The organism is Microbacterium luteum, assembly GCF_015277875.1.
Taxonomy (GTDB): Bacteria; Actinomycetota; Actinomycetes; order Actinomycetales; family Microbacteriaceae; genus Microbacterium; species Microbacterium luteum.
On record NZ_CP063814.1, the window covers coordinates 968,237 to 989,044 of the forward strand.

Sequence of the window (20,808 nt, forward strand, 5' to 3'; positions counted from 1 at the left end):
AACTGGTCGTCGCAACACCTCGTGATCGCGGAGGTGTCAGATGGTTCGTCGTCAGCAGGCAGCAGATCGGGCGGAGCGGCCGAAGCTTCGGTCGCCTGGGCATCCGAAGTTCCAGCGGCATGTCGAGGCAGCGTTCTGGGCCGAGATCGCCAAGGGGTTGCTGCCCATCGAGGCTGCTGCCGTGGTCGGCGTGGCGCAAGCGGTCGGTCAGCGGTGGTTCCGCAACGCTGGCGGCATGCCGCCGTTCGACCTGAAGTTCACGCCAACCGGACGCTACCTGTCGTTCGCTGAGCGTGAGGAGATCGCGCTCCTGCGTGCTCAGGGAAGCGGGGTGCGCGAGATCGCCCGAACTATAGGCCGTGACCCGGGGACGATCTCCCGTGAGCTGCGCCGGAATGCGGCCGTCCGCTACGGAAGTCGCGGGTATCGAGCATCGGTCGCGCAGTGGAAGGCTGACATGGCCGCGAAGCGTCCGAAGGCGGCGAAGCTGGTCACGAACGCCCGGTTGCATGCCTACGTCCACGAGCGGCTATCCGGGCAGATCACCACACCTGATGGCAAGATCATCGTCGGTCCCGAGCCGCCGCGGTTCACGGGGATCAACAAGCCGCACCGCAAGCATCGCGGGTGGTCGACGGCGTGGAGTCCGGAGCAGATCAGCAACCGACTCAAGGTCGACTTCCCCGATGATGAGTCCATGCGCATCAGCCACGAAGCGATCTACCAGTCGCTCTACATTCAGGGCCGTGGCGCGCTCAAACGCGAGCTCGTCTGGTGTCTGCGCACGGGCCGGGCGCTTCGCGCACCGCGGGAACGCTCACGTCGTAAGACGTGGGCGCACGTCACTCCCGGAACCCTGATCAGCGAACGCCCTCCTGAAGCTGAGGACCGCGCTGTTCCCGGCCATTGGGAAGGCGATCTGCTGATCGGGCTGGAGCGTTCCGCGATCGGCACCGTCGTCGACCGCATGACCAGGTTCACGATGCTCGTCCACCTCCCACGCGAGGAGGGATACCGGCACAAGGAGACACCCAAGAATGGTCCCGCCCTGGCTGGCTATGGCGCGATCACGATGAAGAACGCGCTGGCGAACACGATGTCGACACTCCCCACCCAACTGGCACGGTCGTTGACCTGGGATCGCGGCAAGGAGATGTCCGCTCACGCAACGTTCACGGTCGAGACCGGCATCCCGGTGTTCTTCGCCGATCCGCAGTCGCCCTGGCAGCGCGGCACCAACGAGAACACCAACGGCCTGCTACGCCAGTACTTTCCCAAGGGCACCGACCTGGCCCGGTGGAGCGCGGAAGACATCGAAGCCGTCGCTCACGCCCTCAACACCAGGCCCCGCAAGTCACTCGGATGGAAGACCCCCGCCGAAGCCTTCAACGAGCAGCTACTGTTGCTCCAACAAGCCGGTGTTGCAACGACCGGTTGAACCCGGTCAGTTCCTCCCTGATCTCCCGCGCGAGCGCGGTGGGAAGATCTTCCCCGTCCTCGACTTTGCCGCCGGGGAACTCCCACTGGCCTGCGAGGTCGGCGGGGCGAGTGCGCCGTGCGGCGAGTATCAAACCGTCTCGCACAATGACGGCGCCGACGACGATGCTCATTGCGCGGCCACCGAGGCTCGCTGGAAAAAGTCCGAAGGCATCGGCCGGTCAAGCCTCCAGGTGACTGCAATAGGCCGCTCGCCAACGTGCTGCACAAACGTGGCGGTTCCGAGGAAGAGGTAGGGCGCGGTTCCGAACTCATTCACCTTCTCTTCGCGCACGAAAAGGAGGACGTCGCTCGCTCCCGACAGATATCGCTGCCCGGTGGGTGACGTGACCGTCGTCCCAGACTGACTTTCCCAGTGGAAGAGCTCGTCGCTGATGGGGTAATCGCGATACATCGTGCTGGGAGAAAACGCGGCTTCAGATTTCTTGAGCGTGATGAAGAAGGCGTCGACGTTCTCGTCCGTGACGTAGAGCACGCCCTCGCGGAAAGAGTTTGGCTTCCGGCGAAGACTTGCATAGCGCAACGCCGCCAGCACCTCCTCGCGCTGGTATCTAGCGTGCACTCGCAAGGGTGACCATGCGAGACGGCCGCGCATAGGGGACGGAACGTGCCGAGCGCTGTCGAAGGCGAGCCCGATCGCAGCACTGAGCTCCTCGCGTGCGGCTCTCTCCTCGCGCAGGGCGCGCAGGCCGGCTTCGACAGATTCAAACCCTCCGCCATCGGGCCAGAGGGAAAAGAACAGCATGTTGGCAAACAGCTGGCTGTGCGCGGACAGTTCGGTGTACGAGGGCGCATCGTCGGCGAGGAGACGCAGATATTCCTGCGCGCGGTCCGAGTCGTCAACATGCACGAGGGCGCGTACGCGCTTCAGAAGTTGCTCTTCGTGTTCCGCACCCTTGGACGTTCCTAGTCCGGCATCCCTTCGGAGCTGAGTCCACGAGCGCCCGGTCTGCCCTCGCTTCAGGATGTCCGCGAGCTCTACGCCGGCCTCGCGAAGGAAGGCTTCGAGCGTCAGGTCTCCGTATGAACGCAGCTCCGCGGCAAGCTGCTGCCACCGATTGACGACTTGACCTTTGAGGTTCTCGAGGATCGCTGCTTGCGAGTTTCTGTCGAGGACGATTTGCGACCCGGAGGGCAGGAACGGGAAGCCATGCTCGACCTGGCGGACGACCGCTTGTCGGGTCAGTCCCGTGAGGGCGCGCAGCTTCTTGTCCCATCGGAACTGCTTGCTTTGATGGCCCACGAAATCGAGTGCCGTCAGCACGGCCTTGTCTTGGGTGCGTCTCAAGCCTCGACCCAGTTGCTGCAGAAAGACTGTCGCGCTCTCTGTTGGTCGGAGGAAGAGCACTGTGTCGACGTCAGGGATGTCGAGCCCTTCATTGAAGAGCTCGGCGGAGAAGAGAATGTTGACTTCTCGGTTGCGCAGCTTTTGTAGCGCAACGTCGCGCGGCGCTCCCGTGCGGCCGTCGCCACTCACCATCAGCGCAGGGATGTTGGCGGTGTTGAAGACGCGCGCCATGTACTCCGCGTGCGCGACATCGACACAAAAGCCCAGCGCGCGCATGCTCGACGTATCGATCACCTTGTCGACGAGTTCTTTGATGATGATCCGGGCGCGCGCATCGTTGCCGGTGAACAGTTCAGACAGCTGAGCCGAGTCGTACCCGCCTCGAACCCACTCCACTCGCGATAGGTCCGTCCCGTCCGCGATGGCGAAGTAGTGAAAGGGCGATAGAAGCTCCTGGCCGAGCGCATCCCACAGCCGCAACTCTGCAGCGATGCGTCCGTCGAAATAGCTCAGGACGTTGTCTCCGTCTGCACGCTCGGGAGTTGCCGTGAGGCCGAGCAACTCCTTCGGCTGGAGGTGATTTAGCAGTCGGCGGTAGGTCGCGGCGCTCGAGTGGTGGAACTCGTCGATCACGACGATGTCGAAGGCTGTAGGAGGAATGTTCTCGACGCCGTACGAGGTCAACGACTGCACGCTTGCGAAGACATGCTCCCACCGCTCGGGCCGGCTTCCCGCCACGTAGGTCTCACCGAAATTCGCATCCGCCAAGACCTCGCGATAGGTGCGTACGGCCTGCGTGAGGATCTCCTTTCGATGTGCGATGAAGAGCAGCGACCGCTCCGCTCCTCCGAGCCGGCGGTAGTCGAACGCCGCGAGCACGGTCTTGCCTGTACCGGTCGCCGCGACGACGAGGTTTCGATGTCGGTCATGTACTTCGCGCTCCGCTTCAATCGCCTCGAGCATCTCCAACTGGTACGGATAAGGCCGCACTTCCAGCCCCGAGAGGGAGACCGTCACGCGATTGTGGCGCCCTGCACCAGACGCCTCAGCAAGTGCGTCATCGAGGCGGTCACGATCGCGATCGGGGTTGTAGATCTCGTAGCTTGCGTCATTCCAGTACGTATCGAACGTCGCCTGGAACTTCTCCAGCAGGGTCGGGGTGCCGACTCGCGAGAGACGGACATTCCACTCGACCCCGTCCAGGAGTGCGGCGCGTGAGAGGTTCGAGGATCCGACGTAGGAGGTGTCGAATCCGCTGTGTCTGCGGAAGAGCCATGCTTTTGCGTGCAGTCGAGTCCGCAGTGAGTCGTACTGGACTTTGATCTGCGCGCCGAGCTCTCGTGCGAGCCGGTCGATCGCGGTGCGTTCCGTAGCGCCCATGTAGGTGGTCGTGATGATCCGGAACGATGCGCCACGTCGCTGAAGTCGTCGCAGCTCGGTCTCGAGCAGCCTCACCCCATGCCACTTCACGAAAGCGCAGAGGAGATCGACCTGGTCCGCAGTGTCGATCTCGGCCTTCAGCTCCGAGTTCAGGTTCGGTTCGCCCCGTGAGTTCGTGAGCAGCGCTGCCTCGCTGAGCGGAGTCGTCGGACGGACTTGCTCGTAGTCGATCTGGCCCGGAGTGGATGGCCGAGTCAATCGATGGAGCTGTTCAACGGGTGAGAGGACGGGGTCCGGTGAGTCGGGTAGTCCCTGCAGCAGTTTGTTTGCGAGCGCGAGCCGCGCGTCCTCCGTGCCAAGAGAAGACAGGTGCCGGAGTGTCTCTTCATAGACCTGACGAGCGAGAACATGGGGCTGATCGGCTTCGTCAACGGCCTCGAGCCTCGGAGTGAGACTCGGCAACGCCGACAGGCGACGCTGAAGCCCGGCAGTTCGGAGTGACTCGTAGAGACCCGCTGGCAACTCCGATGACCCTGCCATGCCACTCCTTTGATGCCAACCAGCTCGTCCGATCCACACGCTAGCGGAGCCGTGCCATGCAGCGGACGGGCCCGCGCCGAGCGTGCTGATACGGTCGCAATCGTGACGAGCGAGCGAGTGCGCCAGGCCCTAGTTGAGTTCGTGCGCGAGCGGGATTGGGCCCAGTTCCACACCCCCGCGAACCTCGCGAAGAGCATTTCCATCGAAGCGGGTGAATTGCTCGAGTGCTTTCAATGGGGAGACGACGGCGACGACGCGCGAGTGCGTGAAGAGCTCGCAGACGTGATGACGTATTGCACCCTGCTCGCCATGCGACTTGGCGTCGAGCCTGATGAGATCGTGCTGGAGAAGCTCGCCGTGACTGCCGAGAAGTACCCCGTCGAACGAGCGAAGGGGCGAAGCGCCAAATATGACGCCCTTTGATATTGAGCGACTCGACTTCTCACCACACGCGATCGCGGCCTGGGCCAAGGGAGATGAGCGACGGAGAAACTGGCCCGTCGTCTATGTCCTCGATGGCGGAGTGACGCGTGGCGCGGCATCCGTCTACGTAGGCGAGACGGTCAACGCGGCCTCGCGGATGCGCCAGCACCTCGCCAACCCCACGAAAGACGGACTCCGCAGCGTGCGCGTCGTCTTCGATGAGACCTTCAACAAGTCCGCCTGTCTGGATCTCGAATCGCACCTCATCCGATGGCTTGCCGGCGACGGCCAATTCAGCGTGATGAACGGCAACGAAGGAATTATCGACGCGCGCTACTACGAGCGTGAGGTCTATCGCGAGAGCTTTCGAGGCATCTTCGAGCAGCTCCGGGTTGAGGGAATCTTTCAGCGCTCGATTCCTGAGATCGAGAACAGCGACCTCTTCAAGCTTTCACCTTTCAAGGTGCTCACGCCTGAGCAGGCGATCGCCGTCGAGGACATCGTTGAGGGATTGCTCGGGGATCTCGAGACCGGCGTTCCATCGTCAAGTGTGATCGAAGGGCACCCGGGCACGGGGAAGACGATCGTCGCGATCTTCCTGATGAAGCTGCTCGCCGACATCCGTGACTTCGACGATGGTGACGAGATCGAGCCCGACTCGATGTTCGCCGAGTTCTTCGTGCCGGAGAACCGAGACCTTCTCAAACGCCTTCGAATTGGGTTCGTCGTGCCGCAGCAGTCGCTCCGCGAGTCGATCAAGCGGGTGTTCAAGAAGACTCCGAAAGTCGCCGTGGACCAGGTCCTCAGCCCTTTCGACGTCGGTGTGTCGGACGAGCGCTGGGACATCCTCATCGTGGATGAGACGCACCGACTCAACCAGCGAGCAAACCAGTCCTCAGGCGTCAACAACAAGCGCTTCATCACAATCAACGAGAAGCTCTTCGGCGCGGATGACTCGTCGAAGACGCAACTCGACTGGATCCGCGCGCAGAGCTCCCATCAGATCTACCTGCTCGATGCAGAGCAAACGGTGCGACCGGCAGACCTGCCGCGGGAGACTCTTCGGGGGCTCGTCGAGCAAGCTCGCTCCGCGCACCGCCAGTACCCGCTCGCGACGCAAATGCGCGTGCGTGCGGGCGCGGACTATGTCGAGTTCGTCCGAGCGATGCTCCGCGGCGAGGCGGGGACTAGTGATCGTCCAGACCTCGGCGAGTACGACCTCCGGTTCTTTCATGATCTGGCAGCGATGTGGAACGAGATCCTCGATCGCAACATCGAGCACGGGCTTGCGCGTCTCGTCGCTGGCTATGCGTGGGACTGGAAGAGCCGCCGCGACCCGAGCGCATTCGATATCGAGATCGACGGGTTGCAGCTGCGTTGGAACAGCCAGGCGAAGGATTGGATCAATAGCGCCAGGTCAATTGACGAAGTCGGATCGATCCACACCGTCCAGGGATACGACCTCAATTACGCCGGCGTCATTATCGGCAACGAACTCCGCTATGACCCGGACGCTCGGCGTCTCTTTATCGACCGCGACTCGTATCGCGACGCGAAGGGCAAGGAGAACAACAAGCAGCGGGAGCTCACGTATTCGGATGACGATTTGCTCGAGTTCATCCGCAACATCTACGGGGTGTTGCTGACCCGCGGGATCAGGGGGACGTACGTGTACGTATGCGATCCCAACCTGCGGGCGTACGTCGAGGGTGCGATCGCGTCACGTTAGCCCGGCGGATGCCGCTGCTGCGGTCACCCTCCAAAAAGGATCGCGTAGGCGTCGATAGTGAATGTGCCGACGACCGTGATGAAGCCGGCCAGCGTCGCCGTAGCCCAGGCCAGGCGAACCCGTCGCGCGGCGATGACTTCGCGGCGAAGGTGAGCAAATGCTGGCTCGTCGATTTCTGGTGCAGGCACGGGGGCGCCGGACCAGGTTTCTCGACGCGAAAGAGTGCTGGCGACCCGGTTGCGATCATCGTCGTTGAGCGTGACGGGACGGCGGTTCAGCCAGCGCACGAGCTCGTTATCACGGAGCACTGCCACGTCGGTGGGTTGCTCACGAATCGTGATGCTGCGGGCGCCGACCAGAACGATCACGGCGTGCACGTCGACCGATTCTGCGATCGCCATGCTCATCAGTCTCGAGACCCGTTGCGTCTCGTATCGAGAGTTGCGCAGATAGTCGGTCTTTTGACCATTCACCATCAGCCGTCTACTGCCGACCCACACGCGCGCGTCCTCGTGGAACTTCGTGTTGATCGTGAAGACGCCGGCCGGGCCGACCACGACATGGTCGATGTCGCTGCCACGTTCGCCAATGGGGACGGAGTGCAGCACCGTCCACTCTGGGCCAAGCCTCGCCAACAGCGCAGCGACGCGCAGCTCACCAAGAGCTCCGAGATACCAGGGCCGCGAGTCCGCGGACAGCGGCGTCCGGCCGAACGCTCGCGCGAACCCCGACCGTGCGGGAACATCCGCCTGCGCTTGAAGGCACGCGGCAATGACAGCGGCGGCGGGGACCGTGCCAAACCGGTCAGTCGAACTCGGCGCGGTCACCGTCGCCCACGCCAAGTCGGTGAGAGCGGGAGCCAGAGCGAGCCGACGATGAGGAGCGCCACCCAATTGGTCAAGGTAAGTACTGACCACAGTGTTCCGAGTCCAGTGACGAAGCCGTCGTCCTCTGCTGCCCCGTAGTCGATCATGGGGTCAGCCTACGGGTGCGAAGAGACACCGAATCATGTGATGCGGCACGCCATCACGCCACATGCCTCAACGGGTACTGCTCGCATAGGAATCCGTAAACGGGCAATGCGCGCAAGGGAGCGGGTCGCCGCCCAGGACGCACGACGTTCGCTGGGTGCTCTTTAGAATGCGACGCATGAGCATCTCGATGGTGAACGTGGGAATCGCTGTCCGGGATCTCGAGGGGCGATCGCGTTCTTCACAGATCTCGGTCTGACGCTCATGGGTCGAGACGAGGTGAGCGGGGAGCGGGCGGACGCAGCGGTCGGACTCGATGGCAATCATGTGAAGATCGCGCTGCTGCAGACACCCGAGGGCGACGGACAGCTTGAACTCTTCGAATACATCCACCCGTCGGCAATCGACACCGAACCTACGCAACCCAACGAGATCGGGATGCATCGCGTTTCGTTCTCGGTCGATGACATCGAGGCGGCTCTCTCGGCCGCCGCTCGGCACGGCTGCTACCCCTTGCGTGCCGTCGCGACATACCGGGATCTCTACAAGCTCACGTACCTGCGCGGCCCGAGCGGCATCCTCGTGATGCTCGCAGAAGACCTCAGGAAGAGCTGACTCCGGCATTTCGCGGATCCCCATACGGTCGCTGCGCGGTGGGGGAACCGCTTCGGGCACACTCCGCTCTGAGCGCAGGGCAAGCAGCGACTACTGCTTCTCCATCTCGACGGTGATCGTGACCCCCATTGCGGTCAGCTCGTATGTGAGCTTGCCGTCCTCGTAGGCGAAGTCCTTGGTATCGCTCTGAGAGGCGAGGATCGCGTTCTCCATCGCGGCGATGTCGCCAGCGCTCGTCCAGGAGAATGAATCGACGTCCTCCGTCGGCGCCTCGTACGAGCCGATCCAGTAGATCGCTGTCGTCGACTCCGCGTCATTGACCCAGTCGACGGAAATCGTGTCGCCGGAGATTGTGGCCTGCTGATAGCTCTCCGGATCGTTTGAGTTGATCTGCTTCCACTCACCGGTCAGGTCAAGCGGCTCCGCTGGAGGCGCCTCGGCTTCAGCTGGCGCGTCGCTCGAACCGGTTCCGTTCGATCCGGTTCCATTTGACCCGCTCGCACATCCAGTGAGCAAAACGATGGCGAGTACCGCTGGTGCCAGGAGACGCGTCCTCATGGGCGCAGTCTACGATCCGACGATCTTGGCGGCCACCAGTCAGGCTCGATCCTCAAACGTGCATTGCGCGAATACGGTACGTCGCGGGCACTGAGTCTGGCGCGGACATGGCCCTAACTGTCCGGGTGCTCATGCTCCCAAGGTTGATCTGCGTCCGGTAGAACCCGAAACAGCGGATGACGCGTTCCCACTTCGCTGGCTAGTTCGTCATCGGCCTTGCCGATCCTGTCGCGCGCGACGAGGCGAGCACCGGCAATCGGGGCTGACTTTGCCTTGATGAGGACCTCCGTAGCGGTTTCGATTTCCGTAACCCCCATGACGTCATACAGATAGCCGCGTAGGAATGGGTTCGCGAAGTCGCTTCGAACCGCGCTGATCACTGCTTCCCAGAGTGCTACTCGTCGAAGTTCCAGGGTGCCTGGGTCCTCCGCCACATACATCGGGATGTTGTTCGCAATCACGAGCCATACCGAGGGGAAGTGCGGAGTCAGCGCTTTGAGCTCCTGGAGGGTAGCGGTGTCGAGGGGATAGGCCTGGTTCTCCGTCAGCCCGTCAATGAGTTTCAGCACATACGCGTCGTGGTGGCGACCGGTCATGAACCCCAGGTGCTCGACTTTGAGGGTGTTCTCGAAGAGGGATCGGAAGAGCCTTGCCGCCGCGCTCATGTCAATGCGGTCTGCGGGGATTAACCGGATTTCACCATCCACCTCTTCGCAGAGTGCTTCGGTGGCCACCGACGCGATGACTTCGTCAGCGTCGTTGAGTAGTTGGACACCATTCCCTTCCAATAGCTCTCTGATCACTGAGGCGCGCGCGTTGTGGCGAGCCTCCGCGCGCGCCTCAGTTTCCGCTACTGCGAGGAGCGTGCCGCTTAGCGTCGCCTCGCAAGCCGCGCGAAGATCTTCAACCTGCTCGGCGGACAACATTTTGCCCTGGCCATCGACGATCGAGTACTCGTCGTCACGCCACCGCACCACCCACCAGTAGGCCGAACCGTAGTACGCGACTTCTAGCCCCGGACCTCGCGATGGAACTGCGCCGTGATTGCGCTGCGCGCAACGTCTTCGTCTGCCACCTCACCGGACGCGTGTGCCCGCATGAGCAGGTCGCCGCCGTCGATGATTGAGACCGCGGCATCGTGCTGCTTCAGGGCCGCATAGCTTCCCGCGACGTGTCCGTTGACACCGTTTAGTGCGATGAGAACACCGACGGTTGTGTGACGGCTTGCTCGTTCGATGAGCAGCTTGCCAAGGAGGGCGTGCCACTTCGGCATGGTCAGCGGTGAGCCATACGCCTTTGCTTCTCCTACGATTGGTGTCACCTGCGTCTGCGTCAGCAACTCCGATTCCCGCTCCGCGACAATGTCGAGCTCGTTTCCGCCCGCCACGACGAAGTTGGTGCGGACACGGACGTGCCCCTGCGCTGACAAGACCGACTTCACCAGCGACTCGAGTTGAGCGCCCTTATCGTCCGCGGTGACACCAAGTACGAGCACTAACTCTCCTCATCCCTCGCGATCACATCTACGACTCGTCGAGCCGACGTCGCGCGATCAGCCTGGCAGATACGCATGAAATTCTTCGAGTGCGCCCACCGATCCTTGGGGGCTGAGGGGCGCAGCCGCTACCCACCTCGAGCCAGGGCGCTGTGGCGCTTGGCCCTTGGCTCCCATTCGATCCCACACGGGCTGCGCGCACCGGGGGTGGGACCGATACGGGCAGTCATTGGTTCGCGACCATGGTCGGGTGGAGGGCAAAATGCAGCACGGCAACGTTGAGGTCCCTTGCCGCCCTGAGCCACTCTGGCTCGGCGCGCAGTGACTTCATCGCGTCTGGATACCAAGCCCTGCGTTGCTGCGTGGAACTCCCAGCATCGAAGCCTCCGTAGTGCGCGGTCGCGTTCCGTCGCGCCTTCAGCACTTGGATTAGCTCATACAGATCGGAACTGGGGCCACCGAATCCCGATTCCGGGATGTTGCGCGCTGCAAGGACCTTGGCTGCCATCGAATACACCCGGGGGCCGGGATCCTGCGGCCCTACCTTTTCGGGCCACGGCGCGCCAGACATCAGGGACACCGTCCCGCCGTCGCCCAAGCGTTCGGCCAGTGTCTCTAGTACCGACCAGTGCTTGAAGAACTTGAAGTCCTCATTCCTCTCGGCGAGCGCCTCGGCGAACAAGCTCGCCCCGAGACGGGCAAGCGGATCGTTGCCCAGCCCGACGAACTCTGAAGCGAGATGATCTGGCGATTCACCTGCGACGGCGCCTCCGATCAAGTTGCCGCCGTAGTGGGTATCGAGCGGATAGACGCGTGACCGGCTTGAATTGTTCGGCTGACGCTGTTCGAGGATGAGCGCCACCGGGTTCGCTTTCGCCAGTCGATTGAGTGAGAGCACTAACTGGAGCCTCTCGATCATCTCGGTTGCGAGCTGGTGCGCGTTCTCGAAGTCGGGAGCCCAAATCTGGGGAATCAGCACCGCGGTGGTTGGATAGCGACTTGCCTTCGAGGATGCCCACTTTCCAATGTCGACTGCGACCGGCAGTTTGAGCGACTCGAGGAAATGATTGAGGAGTTCGACGTGCTCTCGATCAACTGGGCGCGCGTCGAGAGGGACCGTGATGAGACCCGGATAGATCGTGTGCTGCGTCGTGAGGACCCCTGCCAGGAGCGTCACCACACGATGTAGGTGGTTTGACGGATTTGTCGGATCGCCGACTGGCGATCCGAACAGATTCTTGTGTTGAGCACTGAGGTCATCGTGAATCATCTGGGTCTCCTCGTCGCTTACCGCGGGGCCGGTCCAGTTGACTAGCGAGGCAGGATTGTTCTCGGGGACGAGCGTGCGTGCGCCATTGCTGACGTGGTCGACGTAGACGCCCCAGAGCCTCTCGAGATCCACGCCGTGCGGCACCTTCGCGTTACCATTCCCGCAACTGTCGAGTCGGACTTGCAGCGGCTGGAATGACAGATGCCCCGCCGGCGAAGTTATCCCGAGATGAACCTCGACGTCGTGCGATGCGAATTCGGTCAAACCCTTTAGGTGGACGTCGAACGCCTCACCCGAGCTGAGAATCCTCGGCATGATGATGGCGGAGGAGCCTGGGTGCCGGGTCGCTGGCTTTGTACCGCTCATGTGGTTCCTCAACGTGTCTTAGACATCCGGTTCGTCCACGACACCCTTCGCGCGCAGGGCGCCGACGAGGGGGTCGACGACCTCATCACCGAGTTCCGATCGAAGCGCATCTACGAGTCGACGAACTCGGTAGGAGAACGCGCGTCCGCGTGGGGTCGTGTTACTCGCGCGCGCTGCGAAAAACTCGATCAGCTCGGCCCCGTGGGCGGCGAGCACTCCTGCGGGAAAGTCGGCAGTCATGGGATGCTCACCAAAGCCGGGGGCATGCCCGTCAAAAAGAGCAATGCCGTCGGGGACGGCGGTATCGAGATGCGGGACTGCGTCGGCCCAGCAAGAGAGCTCTTCTGCCGTTGCGATGCGCGGGACGCCGCTGAGCCGTTCTTGGACGTGGTCGCGCAACCATTGATCCCAAACCGCCGCGCCGTCGACCCGATCGGCGCCGAGGAATCGAGTGGTCGCCTGGGCGAAGCGCTCCGCGTACGCACCGTTCTCCGAAAGCACGCTTCGGTCAAGGAGACGCTGACGCTCCTGGTCAGTGATGCCTGCAAACGACACGACCGACGCGACGACGCCAAAGAACTGCTGCCGGATCATCTCGTCAGTGATGCTCCCGAGTCGATCCCACTCCGTCACCATTGCGTCCAGGAGACCCGCGGCGAGCAACCTGTCGTTGTATCGCGGGTGGTGCAGGAACGCGTTCCATACGAGCCTGGCGCTGTCGTCATCGTTGAACAGTGGGAGAAGGTGAGCGGAGGAGAAGTCTGCGTCTGCCGCAAAGAGGAAGAACAACTGGCTCGCGAGCGCGGGACGTGTTGCGTCAAGGGCATGGCGTGGGCCATCGAGCAGTTGAATCACCGACTCTCGCTCCTCCTCGTTGAGCCCCGACCAATCGTCTCGATTCTGCCGCCAGCGCCGATCGATTTCGGTCAGCCAGTAGAGGGCAAGGCTGCCGGGCCACGAGTTGAGGTACAGGGGTGCCATCGACATCACGTCAGTGCCCTCGTCGTGACTGAACTCGCTACCGTGCGCCAGCCAGAGTGCCCTCGCCATGACGCGCATGCCCTTCAGCGAGTCATCTTCTTCATCGTCAACACGCATCCGTATCTGCTCAAGCAGAAACCGCCCTATCTGATGCGCAGCCTGAGCGTCCGAGACAAGCGTGCTTGCTCTCTCGACGGCAATGGGCGCTGAGGATCCCAGGTCAGCCTTCGTCCATCCGGCGACGATGGCTCGAAGCATCTCCGCCTTTCGCGGCTGGTCCGTGGCCTGCGCGAGCACTTCGTTCCACAGTCCTTCACCCATCGACGCGTCGTGCTCAACGGCCTGCGCGAGCAAGGAGAGAACGTCATCCCAGCCCGGCTCGTCGAACGCATGCTCGGAGAAGTCTCTCGAGAGCAGATCTGCGAGCGCCGTCGGGGCATCGGCTCGGATCGCCGCCGCGAACTCCGACGGCTCCATAGGCAATTGACCACCCCAAGTACCGGATGACATCCACGTGTCGAAGTCGGGGTGCTCTCGTGGAGCGAAATCCTTATTGGCTTGCTCCAGGGCCGCAAGGGCCGTCGTTGCCTCCATCCACGCCGGCGCGTGAGTCACCAGCCACACAAGCAAGTTGTACTTGCCGTATTCGATGTGGCGATCGCGATCAGGAGCCTCCGCCGGAAGGTCCGGCCCTAGAAGCACGGCCTGAAGCACCCGCTGTCGGATCTCGCTGGACGCACCGTCAACACTCGCCGCGAGGACCGCATAGGTTTCATGTTTCAAGCCGTCCTCATACAGATCGGTTCGGCCCAGCAACCATTCAAGCTTCGTGTTCGCGTCGAGATTCGGATCGGTCGCCGTCAGATGCAATGCAATTCGCCGAAAGAGTGGCCGCTCAGTTGCCCACCACCCCGCGGGCAGATCCCACTCCGTTCCGCGCGCTCGAACGCCGAAGTCGCGTAGCGCGTCGATGATTGCGTCGATGGGTTCGCGGATCTCATCCTGGTGATGCGGTTCGATTGCTGAACGACCGAAGGACAGTGCGTCCCAACCGGATTCCCCACGATAGGTGTCGAGTAGGTCATACGCTGCGGTCAATGCCTCCTCAAGAGCAAGACCAAGCGAGCGGTCGCCAGGCTGTGCCGCTTGGACCGCGGCCGACAAATGAGGGGTCAGCGAATACTCCTCACCGTTCCACTTGACGTCGGCGTCAGGCACCGCCGTTGGCGCCTCGGGCTCCTCTACGAACCATCGTCGCTTCAGGACGAGGAACGGGCGGACGGCGAACCTTAGCGCGGACACACTCTGCGGGTCGGCGCCGGGAGCGAATGGAAGCAGAAGGTCCGAGCGTGCGGGCGCAGTAAACCCGTGCACCGAAGTCGCAAGAATGGTACGCCATCGATGTCCTGCCGTTGGGTCTGCTCGCGCCAGCTCCTCAACGGCGAAACTCGCTGTGGTGAACAACGGTTCCGCGAACGTCTGACCGAGGCGTTGCACGGTCTGGAGCGCAGCACCGTGCAGTCCGGGCTCAGCGAGAAACGAACGGCTGAACCAGTTCGCGAGGACAGCAGAGGCGTCGCCCACTTCACCGGATTCGAAGAGCTGCTTGAACCCCGCGAAACTCTCTAGCCAGCGAAGCCATTCGAGCTTCAGCTCGGTTGACACCGATTCGGTCGCCTTCGCAAAGTCGACGGCACCCTCGCGGCGACTCAGCCGTTCGACCAAGTAGTCGCGATCAACTGGAGTGAGAGCGGTACCCGCGGAAACGATCTCCTGCACACGGGCACCATGTTCGATCTGTCCCATCCGGGCGCGGACATCCCACGCCTCGAGAGCTTGGACCAGCGCACCATGGTCATGCCCCGTGACTGGATAGGCAACGGGCCGGACGCCGAGTCGTTTCCATTTGACGTCATGCGCGCTGTCGGCGCTGGTCAGGACGAAACGGGGCGTACCAGAGGGCAGGCCAAGAGCGAGATAGCGCATGATCGGGTCGTCATGGCTGTAACCAATAAAGACGACCGTGAACCGTTGGAACATAGGCAACAGAAACCGCGTCGCCCACGCAGCGGTCAGGTAAGCGCGGCCGAAATCCTGGTCAGTGAGAACGAGCTCGCGTGGATGTCTAGTCACGGAGCCGTGGAGGTGAACAAGCCCTTCGAAGTCATCCCCGAGAGGGAGCGCGGGTCCGATCCACTTATCCGCTATCGCGATACCCTCTCCAGCGGCCGCCGAGGCGAGATGGTCGTCGAAGTTGGTCGTGACGACCCTAAAGGAACCTGTCGCGGAAGCCAGCCGAATCAGAGCTCTGTGCGTAGAGTTCGGTAGGGATTCGCCCGTCGTGATGATGTCTCGAGTATGACCGTGAGTGTCGAAGTCATCCGGCATCGATCCGAGGAAGTAGTCAATCGCGATGGCGTCGTCGTAGTGGACGCGAGCGAGGTCGGCGAGCTTCTGAGCCAGTGCCCCGAACAGCGGAAGATCCGAAGGCGGGGCGACGCTTGCTCCTGCGCCAACGAACAACACCAGGCGCCCCTCGGCCTGTGCGGCGAGCACCTCATCGGGCAGTTCAACGTCACCGGTAATCCACATCAGGCAATCAAGCCCTCACTAGTCGAAAGAGTTCCAACGCGTTCTGGTCGCCGCACGTCCTGTCTGCCCCCGGACCCAAGAGGCGACTCCAGGAGCTCTGGAGCTTCGACTCGCTACGTGCCACCCCGCACTCTCGGAATACCACGGCAACCCATGACACCGACCTCATGCTGCTCGCGCTCGACTTGCATCGCCCGCAGCGCCTGAGTGCAGTGCGAAGTCGTCTTGGATCTTCAGCAGGAGCGCGAGCGTCAGCCGGAGCAATTGCATGTACGCCTCCCGGTGAGCTTTCTCGTCGCGAGCGTTGGGATTCGTGCCGTGAAGGTATCTGTTACGCAGGTCATGTCCGTCGGTGAACTCGCTCTTGTTGAGGACGAAGTTGAAGTAGCTCGCCTCGGCTGGACTGAGCAGCGTCGAACCGAAATCGAGCCACCCCTGTCCAGCCAGATCTTCAGCGGCTGCCACTTCTCGCTGGTAGTGCCCGAAGGGGGCCGCCTCATACGTGTTGATGTCCCTCAGGACACGGATCTTCGGCAAGGATCTGAAGCCGACGGTGCCATCTTCGACCGATACAAGGCCAACTGAAGCAAGCCAGTCGACGGGCCCCGTTTGATAGTGGTGCAGGCTTTCGTAGTTGACGTGGTTATCCAGGACCAGCTGCACGAAGCTTGGCGCGCGGAGGTCGCTATTGATGAAGTTGATTCTTGCCTGATCGCTGAAGAGTAGCCGCAGGGCGGTGTCGCAGTCTTCGTTCTCGCCCTTGAGCAAGTACTTTCGCTTGACGAGACTCGGGATCTTCTCCCAGGGGCGCGGCGCGGATGTCATCTCGAGCAGCTCCCGGTCGATCTCGCCGTCCTCGCAGTAGAGGGCGAACTGCTTGGCGATGCTCTCCATCTCTGCGCAGAGGTGCCGGCATCGTTCGAGGAAGGTTCCGCTCGCAGTCGAGGGCGCGAAATCAAAGCCCGCGATCCCGAAAACCTCGGCGATGTAGTCGCGAAAGTACCAGGCGATGACATCCTCGACCTTGGTCCCCTCCTGCAGCAGGAAGTCGTAGTAGGCCTCGGTGGAGAGGATCGTCAGGCTATCGCGGTGTCGGTACGCTGCCCCTCGCGGGTACGTGTCCGCTCCCGTTACCCGAAGTCCTTCCAACACGCCGATCTCGCTACGGAACGAGGGCAACGCCAGGAGTCCTCGCTCGTCCATGTATCCGATGATCGTTGTGAAGTTCGCCAGAATCTGGTCCCGCCCCATCGATGACTTCAGGTACCGACCGCCGAATGTGCGCTGATGAAGCCGCCTGGCACCGGTGCGTTCAACCCGATCCCGCAGCGGCTCCTCTTGATCCGGGTCAATCCCAACCGCGTAGCTGACGCCGCTGACCACGTTCGATCTGTCAGCGAAGAGCACTTGGGTGAGCTCGATCAGGCGACGCTGTGCCGCGAGCCTCACCTTCGGCGTGAGTCCGATGCCAGCGTTGTCGTGCGCATTCGCGATGGCTTCGATGTAGTTGAGATGTGGCGATTCGCTATCGATGTAATCCTTGAGGATCTGCTGCGAATCGTCAGCGCTCAGACTCTCCGGCAAGAAGCTCGCGCTTGACCCGCTCCGCAGCAAGCGAGCGTTCACCAGAAGCTCGCCGTACCGGGCATCGGAGAGCAGCATCGTTCGGAGTCGCCCGTCGTGCCCCTTCACGAACGACTTGTCCGCGAGCATCGCCCATAGCGGTACGCCTGCGCTAACGAGCGCATCGAATAGCCGTTGCCCGCCCACGTTGCTAACAATCTTGAATCTGTTGATCAAGTGGAGCAGATCGTGTACGTACTCGCGGTCGAAAACCGCCAATCGCTCGGCGACGTTCGTGTCGTCGATCGTCGCGAAGAAGCCAGCAAGCTGTCCACGGAGAGACGTCGCCCGCAACCCGAGTGTCGCACGTTCCTCCGGGGTGAGAGCACTCGGGAGGATGTCGTGCCTCTCGAACTCAAGGGCGTTGTGGATCTCGAGAGCCTCGTTGAGGGAAGCGATCCTGCCAGCCTCCGGCTGCGCCCTGAGCAAGGCCACGGCCTCCTCGGCGATCAAATAGTTCGCGAGATCGCCCGGACCGTAGAACTTGATCCGATCGCGTGGCGCAGGTTCTTCCATGAGCCGAGGTTATCGGCCGGGTCTCACAGGGGGTCGGCGTGCGGGCAGAGTTGGGCGCGAGATCTGTCGTGTCCGTCTGCCTCAGTGCGAACGCGTCCCGAAACGCCGTCGACGACGCGCCCGCAACCCGCACCTTCGCCGGCGACAGGAGAGACATCGGTGAGAGCATCGGGTGTGGTCGACATCGGATCTGGTTCCCTCACGCAGGTCAGCGAAGCCAAGTGGCGAGAGCGGCCCGCTGGGTACCGGGCGTGGGAACGGTCGACCGACATCGGCGGCGGAGAGCAATTCTGGGACTGGGCCACGTTTGAGGTACTCCGGTGGGGCGTCAAGACCCGCAGCGGCTTCACCGTCACCCCTGATCAGCGGGTCTCACCAGGTGATCGTCCCGTCATCAACGCACATCCCTTCGGACTGTCGATCCGAGAGCCAGTAGAGGTGGTCGACGTCGTTGACACCGACACTCGAGTCGGTTTCGCCTATCGGACACTCCCGCTGCACCCCGTCTCCGGAGAAGAGGCGTTCATCATCGAACGCGCTGGTGACAAGGTAACGCTCACTATCCGTTCTCTCACCCGCGAGCGAGACCTGGCGGTGGCGAGTTGTCTACCCGCTCCTGCTCGCGGCGCAAGTGTTCGCCCGCCGCCGATACCTGCACGCCCTCCTCAGAGCCGCGCAGTAAGCGGTGGCGCAACGTGCGAAGTTCGGTGGAGGTCGCCGCCGTGCATCTGAGACGCTCGAGGACGTCCGACTCCGCACATTTCGAGGAACCCTCCCAGGTACGCGATAAGGTCTCAAACCGTGAAAGGCACCGATGAATGACGCTGGGTCTCCTGAGAGCGGGGTCTCCTCCTCGGTTACGCGCTTGGTTGCATCGGGCGCAGGCGCGACGGGCGTCGCTGCTGGAGGACTCCTGGGCTTCCTAGTAGGTGGTCCGCCCGGCGCGGTAGTCGGTGGAGCGACCGGTGCCTTGTTGCAAGACGGCGTGAAGGCTGCGGTCGGCAAGGTCGCTGCCCGGCTGACGACTCAGTCTGAGCAAGAACGAGTTGGCTCGTGTCTGCTCATTGCGTATGACCTGATCGCTCAGCGTTTGAGTGGCGGCGAGCCCTTACGCGAGCCGAGCTTCTTCAAGCGCCGCGAACGGAAAGCGCAGCAGGACCTGAGATCCGAGGCAGAGGAGTTACTCGAAGGGACTTTCCTTGCTGCTCGCGACGCGTACGAAGAGCGCAAGGTCGAGTTGCTGGGGCGTTTCTACGCCAACGCAGCCTTCGCCGACGGGGTTGACGCCAGCCACCTTAATCACATCTTGAGCCTCGCGAAGCTACTTACTTATCGGCAGCTGGTGATCATTGGGATCTTGGGCACGCTTGACCGCAGTACGGTTCGGAGTAGCGATTTTCGTGAGGCAGGCTCACTGCCTTCCGCGACTATCGGAGTTCTCTTTGAGACGTACCAGATGGTGGGTCTTGACCTCATCAGTTCGACCGACTCGGGTTACATACTCGGAGTCGCAGATATCAATCCGGGCCTGCTGAAGATCCAAGGCAACGGCGCCCACCTGTTCAACTTGCTCCGACCTGATCTCGTTCCAGATGAGGACAAGACCTTCTTCTTCGAAGCGATGAAGTAGCCCAGCGACTATTCGGAGTTGTTCTCAGCGCGCATGGCTGTGTTGGCCCCTGAACGACTCGCACCTCGACGCTGGGGAATCCGGGTCTGCCCCGAGTCTTGTTGACAGTCGGGGGTTGGGGTGATCAGGCCGCTTCTGCGTCCTTGTAGATCATCTCAAACTCGACGGGGGTGAGTTTGCCGAGGCCGCGTTGGCGGCGCCTGCGGTTGTATTTCGTCTCGATCCAGGTGACCATCGCGAGGCGAAGATCGGCGCGGGTGTCCCAGCGCCTCGTGTCGAGCACGTTCTTTTGGAGGAGGCTGAAAAAGCTCTCCATGCTCGCGTTGTCACCGGCCCCGTAAGACCGGCCCATGGAGCCGACGAGGCCGTTGTTGCGGAGCAGGTTCTGGGTGCGTTTCGCGCGGAACTGGCCGCCTCTGTCGGAGTGGCAGATCGTGCCGCCAGGTGAGCGCAGCGCGATCGCGTTGCGCATCGCCGCCCGCGCGAGAGATGACTTCATGCGGGTGTCGATGGAGTAGCCGACGATCTTGTTCGACCAGACGTCCTTGATCGCGCAGATGTAGAGCTTGCCTTCTCTGGTCGGGTGTTCCGAGATGTCCCACAGCCAGACCCTGTTCGGCCCGTCGGCGACGAACTCGTGCCGGATGACACCGTGCTCGTCGACCACGGCGAGCAGGTCGTCGTGCGGCGCGGGTCCGGTGCTGCCGGGCTTGCTGCGCTTCTTGTGGTGCGATGCGTGGATCCCCGCGATCCGGCAGAGTCGGTGCACCCGGTTCTCGCTCGCGGTGACCCCGTGCTCGGACTCGAGCTCGTCGGTGAGGAACCGGTACCCGAGGGTGTCGTCGTCCGCATGGAGGTCGTAGAGCACGTCGATCACGTGCGCATCGTCCCAGTCCCTGTCGGAGACCGGGGCTTTGAGCCACTGGTAGTACCCCTGCCTGGACAGGCCGAGGACCCGCAACGCCACCGCGACCGGCACCCTCACGGGAGCGCCGGCCGCAGCCATCTCGTGGACGAGCGGGAAGACTATTTTCCCGGCAGGTTCGCCTGCGACAGATACGCCGCAGCCCGCCGCAGCACCTCGTTCTCCTGCTCCAACAGCCGGATCCGCTTGTTCGCCTCACGCAGCTGCTTGCGCTCGTCGTCGGTCAGGCCGGCACGCTTGCCGTCCTCGACGTCGGCCTGCTTCATCCAGTTGCTCAGCGATCCTTCGGAGATACCGAAGTCCTTCGCGATCTGCGCCAACGGCGCTTGACCCTTCCGGGCCACGGCCACGACATCATCGCGGAACTCTCGGGGATAGGGCTTTGCCACAAGAACATCCTTCCAGCGAG

15 protein-coding genes and 1 pseudogene are annotated in these 20,808 nt (G+C 62.5%); 6 read left to right on the top strand and 10 right to left on the bottom strand.

What is annotated here, in order from left to right:
• The first annotated feature begins 40 nt into the window (after positions 1 to 40).
• Positions 41 to 1,438, top strand: coding sequence for an IS30 family transposase (locus IM777_RS04725; RefSeq protein ID WP_071044142.1), 1,398 nt, complete (start codon positions 41 to 43; stop codon positions 1,436 to 1,438).
• Here the strand turns inward: IM777_RS04725 and IM777_RS04730 are convergent.
• Both IM777_RS04730 and IM777_RS04735 read right to left on the bottom strand, forming a co-directional pair.
• Positions 1,386 to 1,610, bottom strand: coding sequence for an NUDIX domain-containing protein (locus tag IM777_RS04730; RefSeq protein ID WP_194384805.1), 225 nt, complete (start codon positions 1,608 to 1,610; stop codon positions 1,386 to 1,388). The genes IM777_RS04725 and IM777_RS04730 overlap by 53 nt on opposite strands.
• Positions 1,607 to 4,705: a DEAD/DEAH box helicase gene (locus tag IM777_RS04735; RefSeq protein WP_194384806.1), complete on the bottom strand. Its 3,099-nt coding sequence runs from the start codon at positions 4,703 to 4,705 to the stop codon at positions 1,607 to 1,609. The genes IM777_RS04730 and IM777_RS04735 overlap by 4 nt, the downstream gene beginning before the upstream one ends.
• Positions 4,706 to 4,807: 102 nt before the next feature.
• Here IM777_RS04735 and IM777_RS04740 point away from each other — a divergent pair, with 102 nt between their 5' ends.
• Positions 4,808 to 5,128 carry a nucleotide pyrophosphohydrolase gene (locus IM777_RS04740; RefSeq protein WP_194384807.1) on the top strand — a complete coding sequence of 107 codons (321 nt, stop codon included), beginning with the start codon at positions 4,808 to 4,810 and terminating at the stop codon, positions 5,126 to 5,128.
• Between the two features lie 100 nt (positions 5,129 to 5,228).
• A complete protein-coding gene (locus tag IM777_RS04745; protein ID WP_336510686.1) occupies positions 5,229 to 6,857 on the top strand; it encodes a DNA/RNA helicase domain-containing protein in 1,629 nt (542 codons plus the stop codon).
• A gap of 23 nt (positions 6,858 to 6,880) precedes the next feature.
• On the opposite strand, the gene IM777_RS04750 is transcribed toward IM777_RS04745, so the two are convergent.
• Positions 6,881 to 7,684 carry a nuclease-related domain-containing protein gene (locus IM777_RS04750; protein ID WP_194384809.1) on the bottom strand — a complete coding sequence of 268 codons (804 nt, stop codon included), beginning with the start codon at positions 7,682 to 7,684 and terminating at the stop codon, positions 6,881 to 6,883.
• 322 nt (positions 7,685 to 8,006) lie between these two features.
• On the opposite strand from IM777_RS04750, the pseudogene IM777_RS04755 reads away from it, so the two are divergent.
• A pseudogene (locus IM777_RS04755) lies at positions 8,007 to 8,443 on the top strand (VOC family protein).
• A gap of 90 nt (positions 8,444 to 8,533) precedes the next feature.
• Here the strand turns inward: IM777_RS04755 and IM777_RS04760 are convergent.
• The 6 genes from IM777_RS04760 to IM777_RS04785 form a co-directional block, all read right to left on the bottom strand.
• Positions 8,534 to 9,001 (bottom strand): hypothetical protein, encoded by a 468-nt coding sequence (locus tag IM777_RS04760; RefSeq protein WP_194384810.1) that lies wholly within the window; start codon positions 8,999 to 9,001, stop codon positions 8,534 to 8,536.
• Positions 9,002 to 9,114: 113 nt separating this feature from the next.
• Positions 9,115 to 9,975: a hypothetical protein gene (locus IM777_RS04765; RefSeq protein ID WP_194384811.1), complete on the bottom strand. Its 861-nt coding sequence runs from the start codon at positions 9,973 to 9,975 to the stop codon at positions 9,115 to 9,117.
• Between the two features lie 35 nt (positions 9,976 to 10,010).
• The gene (locus IM777_RS04770) at positions 10,011 to 10,496 is read right to left on the bottom strand and encodes a restriction endonuclease (protein ID WP_194384812.1); all 486 of its coding nucleotides are present in this window, start codon (positions 10,494 to 10,496) and stop codon (positions 10,011 to 10,013) included.
• A 226-nt stretch (positions 10,497 to 10,722) separates the two neighbouring features.
• Positions 10,723 to 12,132, bottom strand: coding sequence for a hypothetical protein (locus IM777_RS04775; RefSeq protein ID WP_194384813.1), 1,410 nt, complete (start codon positions 12,130 to 12,132; stop codon positions 10,723 to 10,725).
• Between the two features lie 18 nt (positions 12,133 to 12,150).
• Positions 12,151 to 15,705 (bottom strand): SIR2 family protein, encoded by a 3,555-nt coding sequence (locus IM777_RS04780; protein ID WP_194384814.1) that lies wholly within the window; start codon positions 15,703 to 15,705, stop codon positions 12,151 to 12,153.
• A 165-nt stretch (positions 15,706 to 15,870) separates the two neighbouring features.
• Positions 15,871 to 17,844, bottom strand: a complete 1,974-nt coding sequence (locus IM777_RS04785; protein WP_194384815.1) for a hypothetical protein — start codon at positions 17,842 to 17,844, stop codon at positions 15,871 to 15,873.
• Between the two features lie 174 nt (positions 17,845 to 18,018).
• Here IM777_RS04785 and IM777_RS04790 point away from each other — a divergent pair, with 174 nt between their 5' ends.
• Positions 18,019 to 18,576, top strand: a complete 558-nt coding sequence (locus tag IM777_RS04790; RefSeq protein WP_228480953.1) for a DUF1990 family protein — start codon at positions 18,019 to 18,021, stop codon at positions 18,574 to 18,576.
• A gap of 253 nt (positions 18,577 to 18,829) precedes the next feature.
• Complete coding sequence (locus tag IM777_RS04795) at positions 18,830 to 19,474, top strand: hypothetical protein (protein WP_194384816.1); 645 nt, start codon at positions 18,830 to 18,832, stop codon at positions 19,472 to 19,474.
• A gap of 124 nt (positions 19,475 to 19,598) precedes the next feature.
• Here the strand turns inward: IM777_RS04795 and IM777_RS04800 are convergent.
• Positions 19,599 to 20,788 (bottom strand): IS3 family transposase gene (locus IM777_RS04800; protein ID WP_194384364.1). Its coding sequence is split into 2 segments (ribosomal slippage): positions 19,599 to 20,507 and positions 20,510 to 20,788, totalling 1,188 coding nucleotides; the frame shifts between segments, so codons are not numbered across the junction.
• Positions 20,789 to 20,808 lie beyond the last annotated feature (20 nt).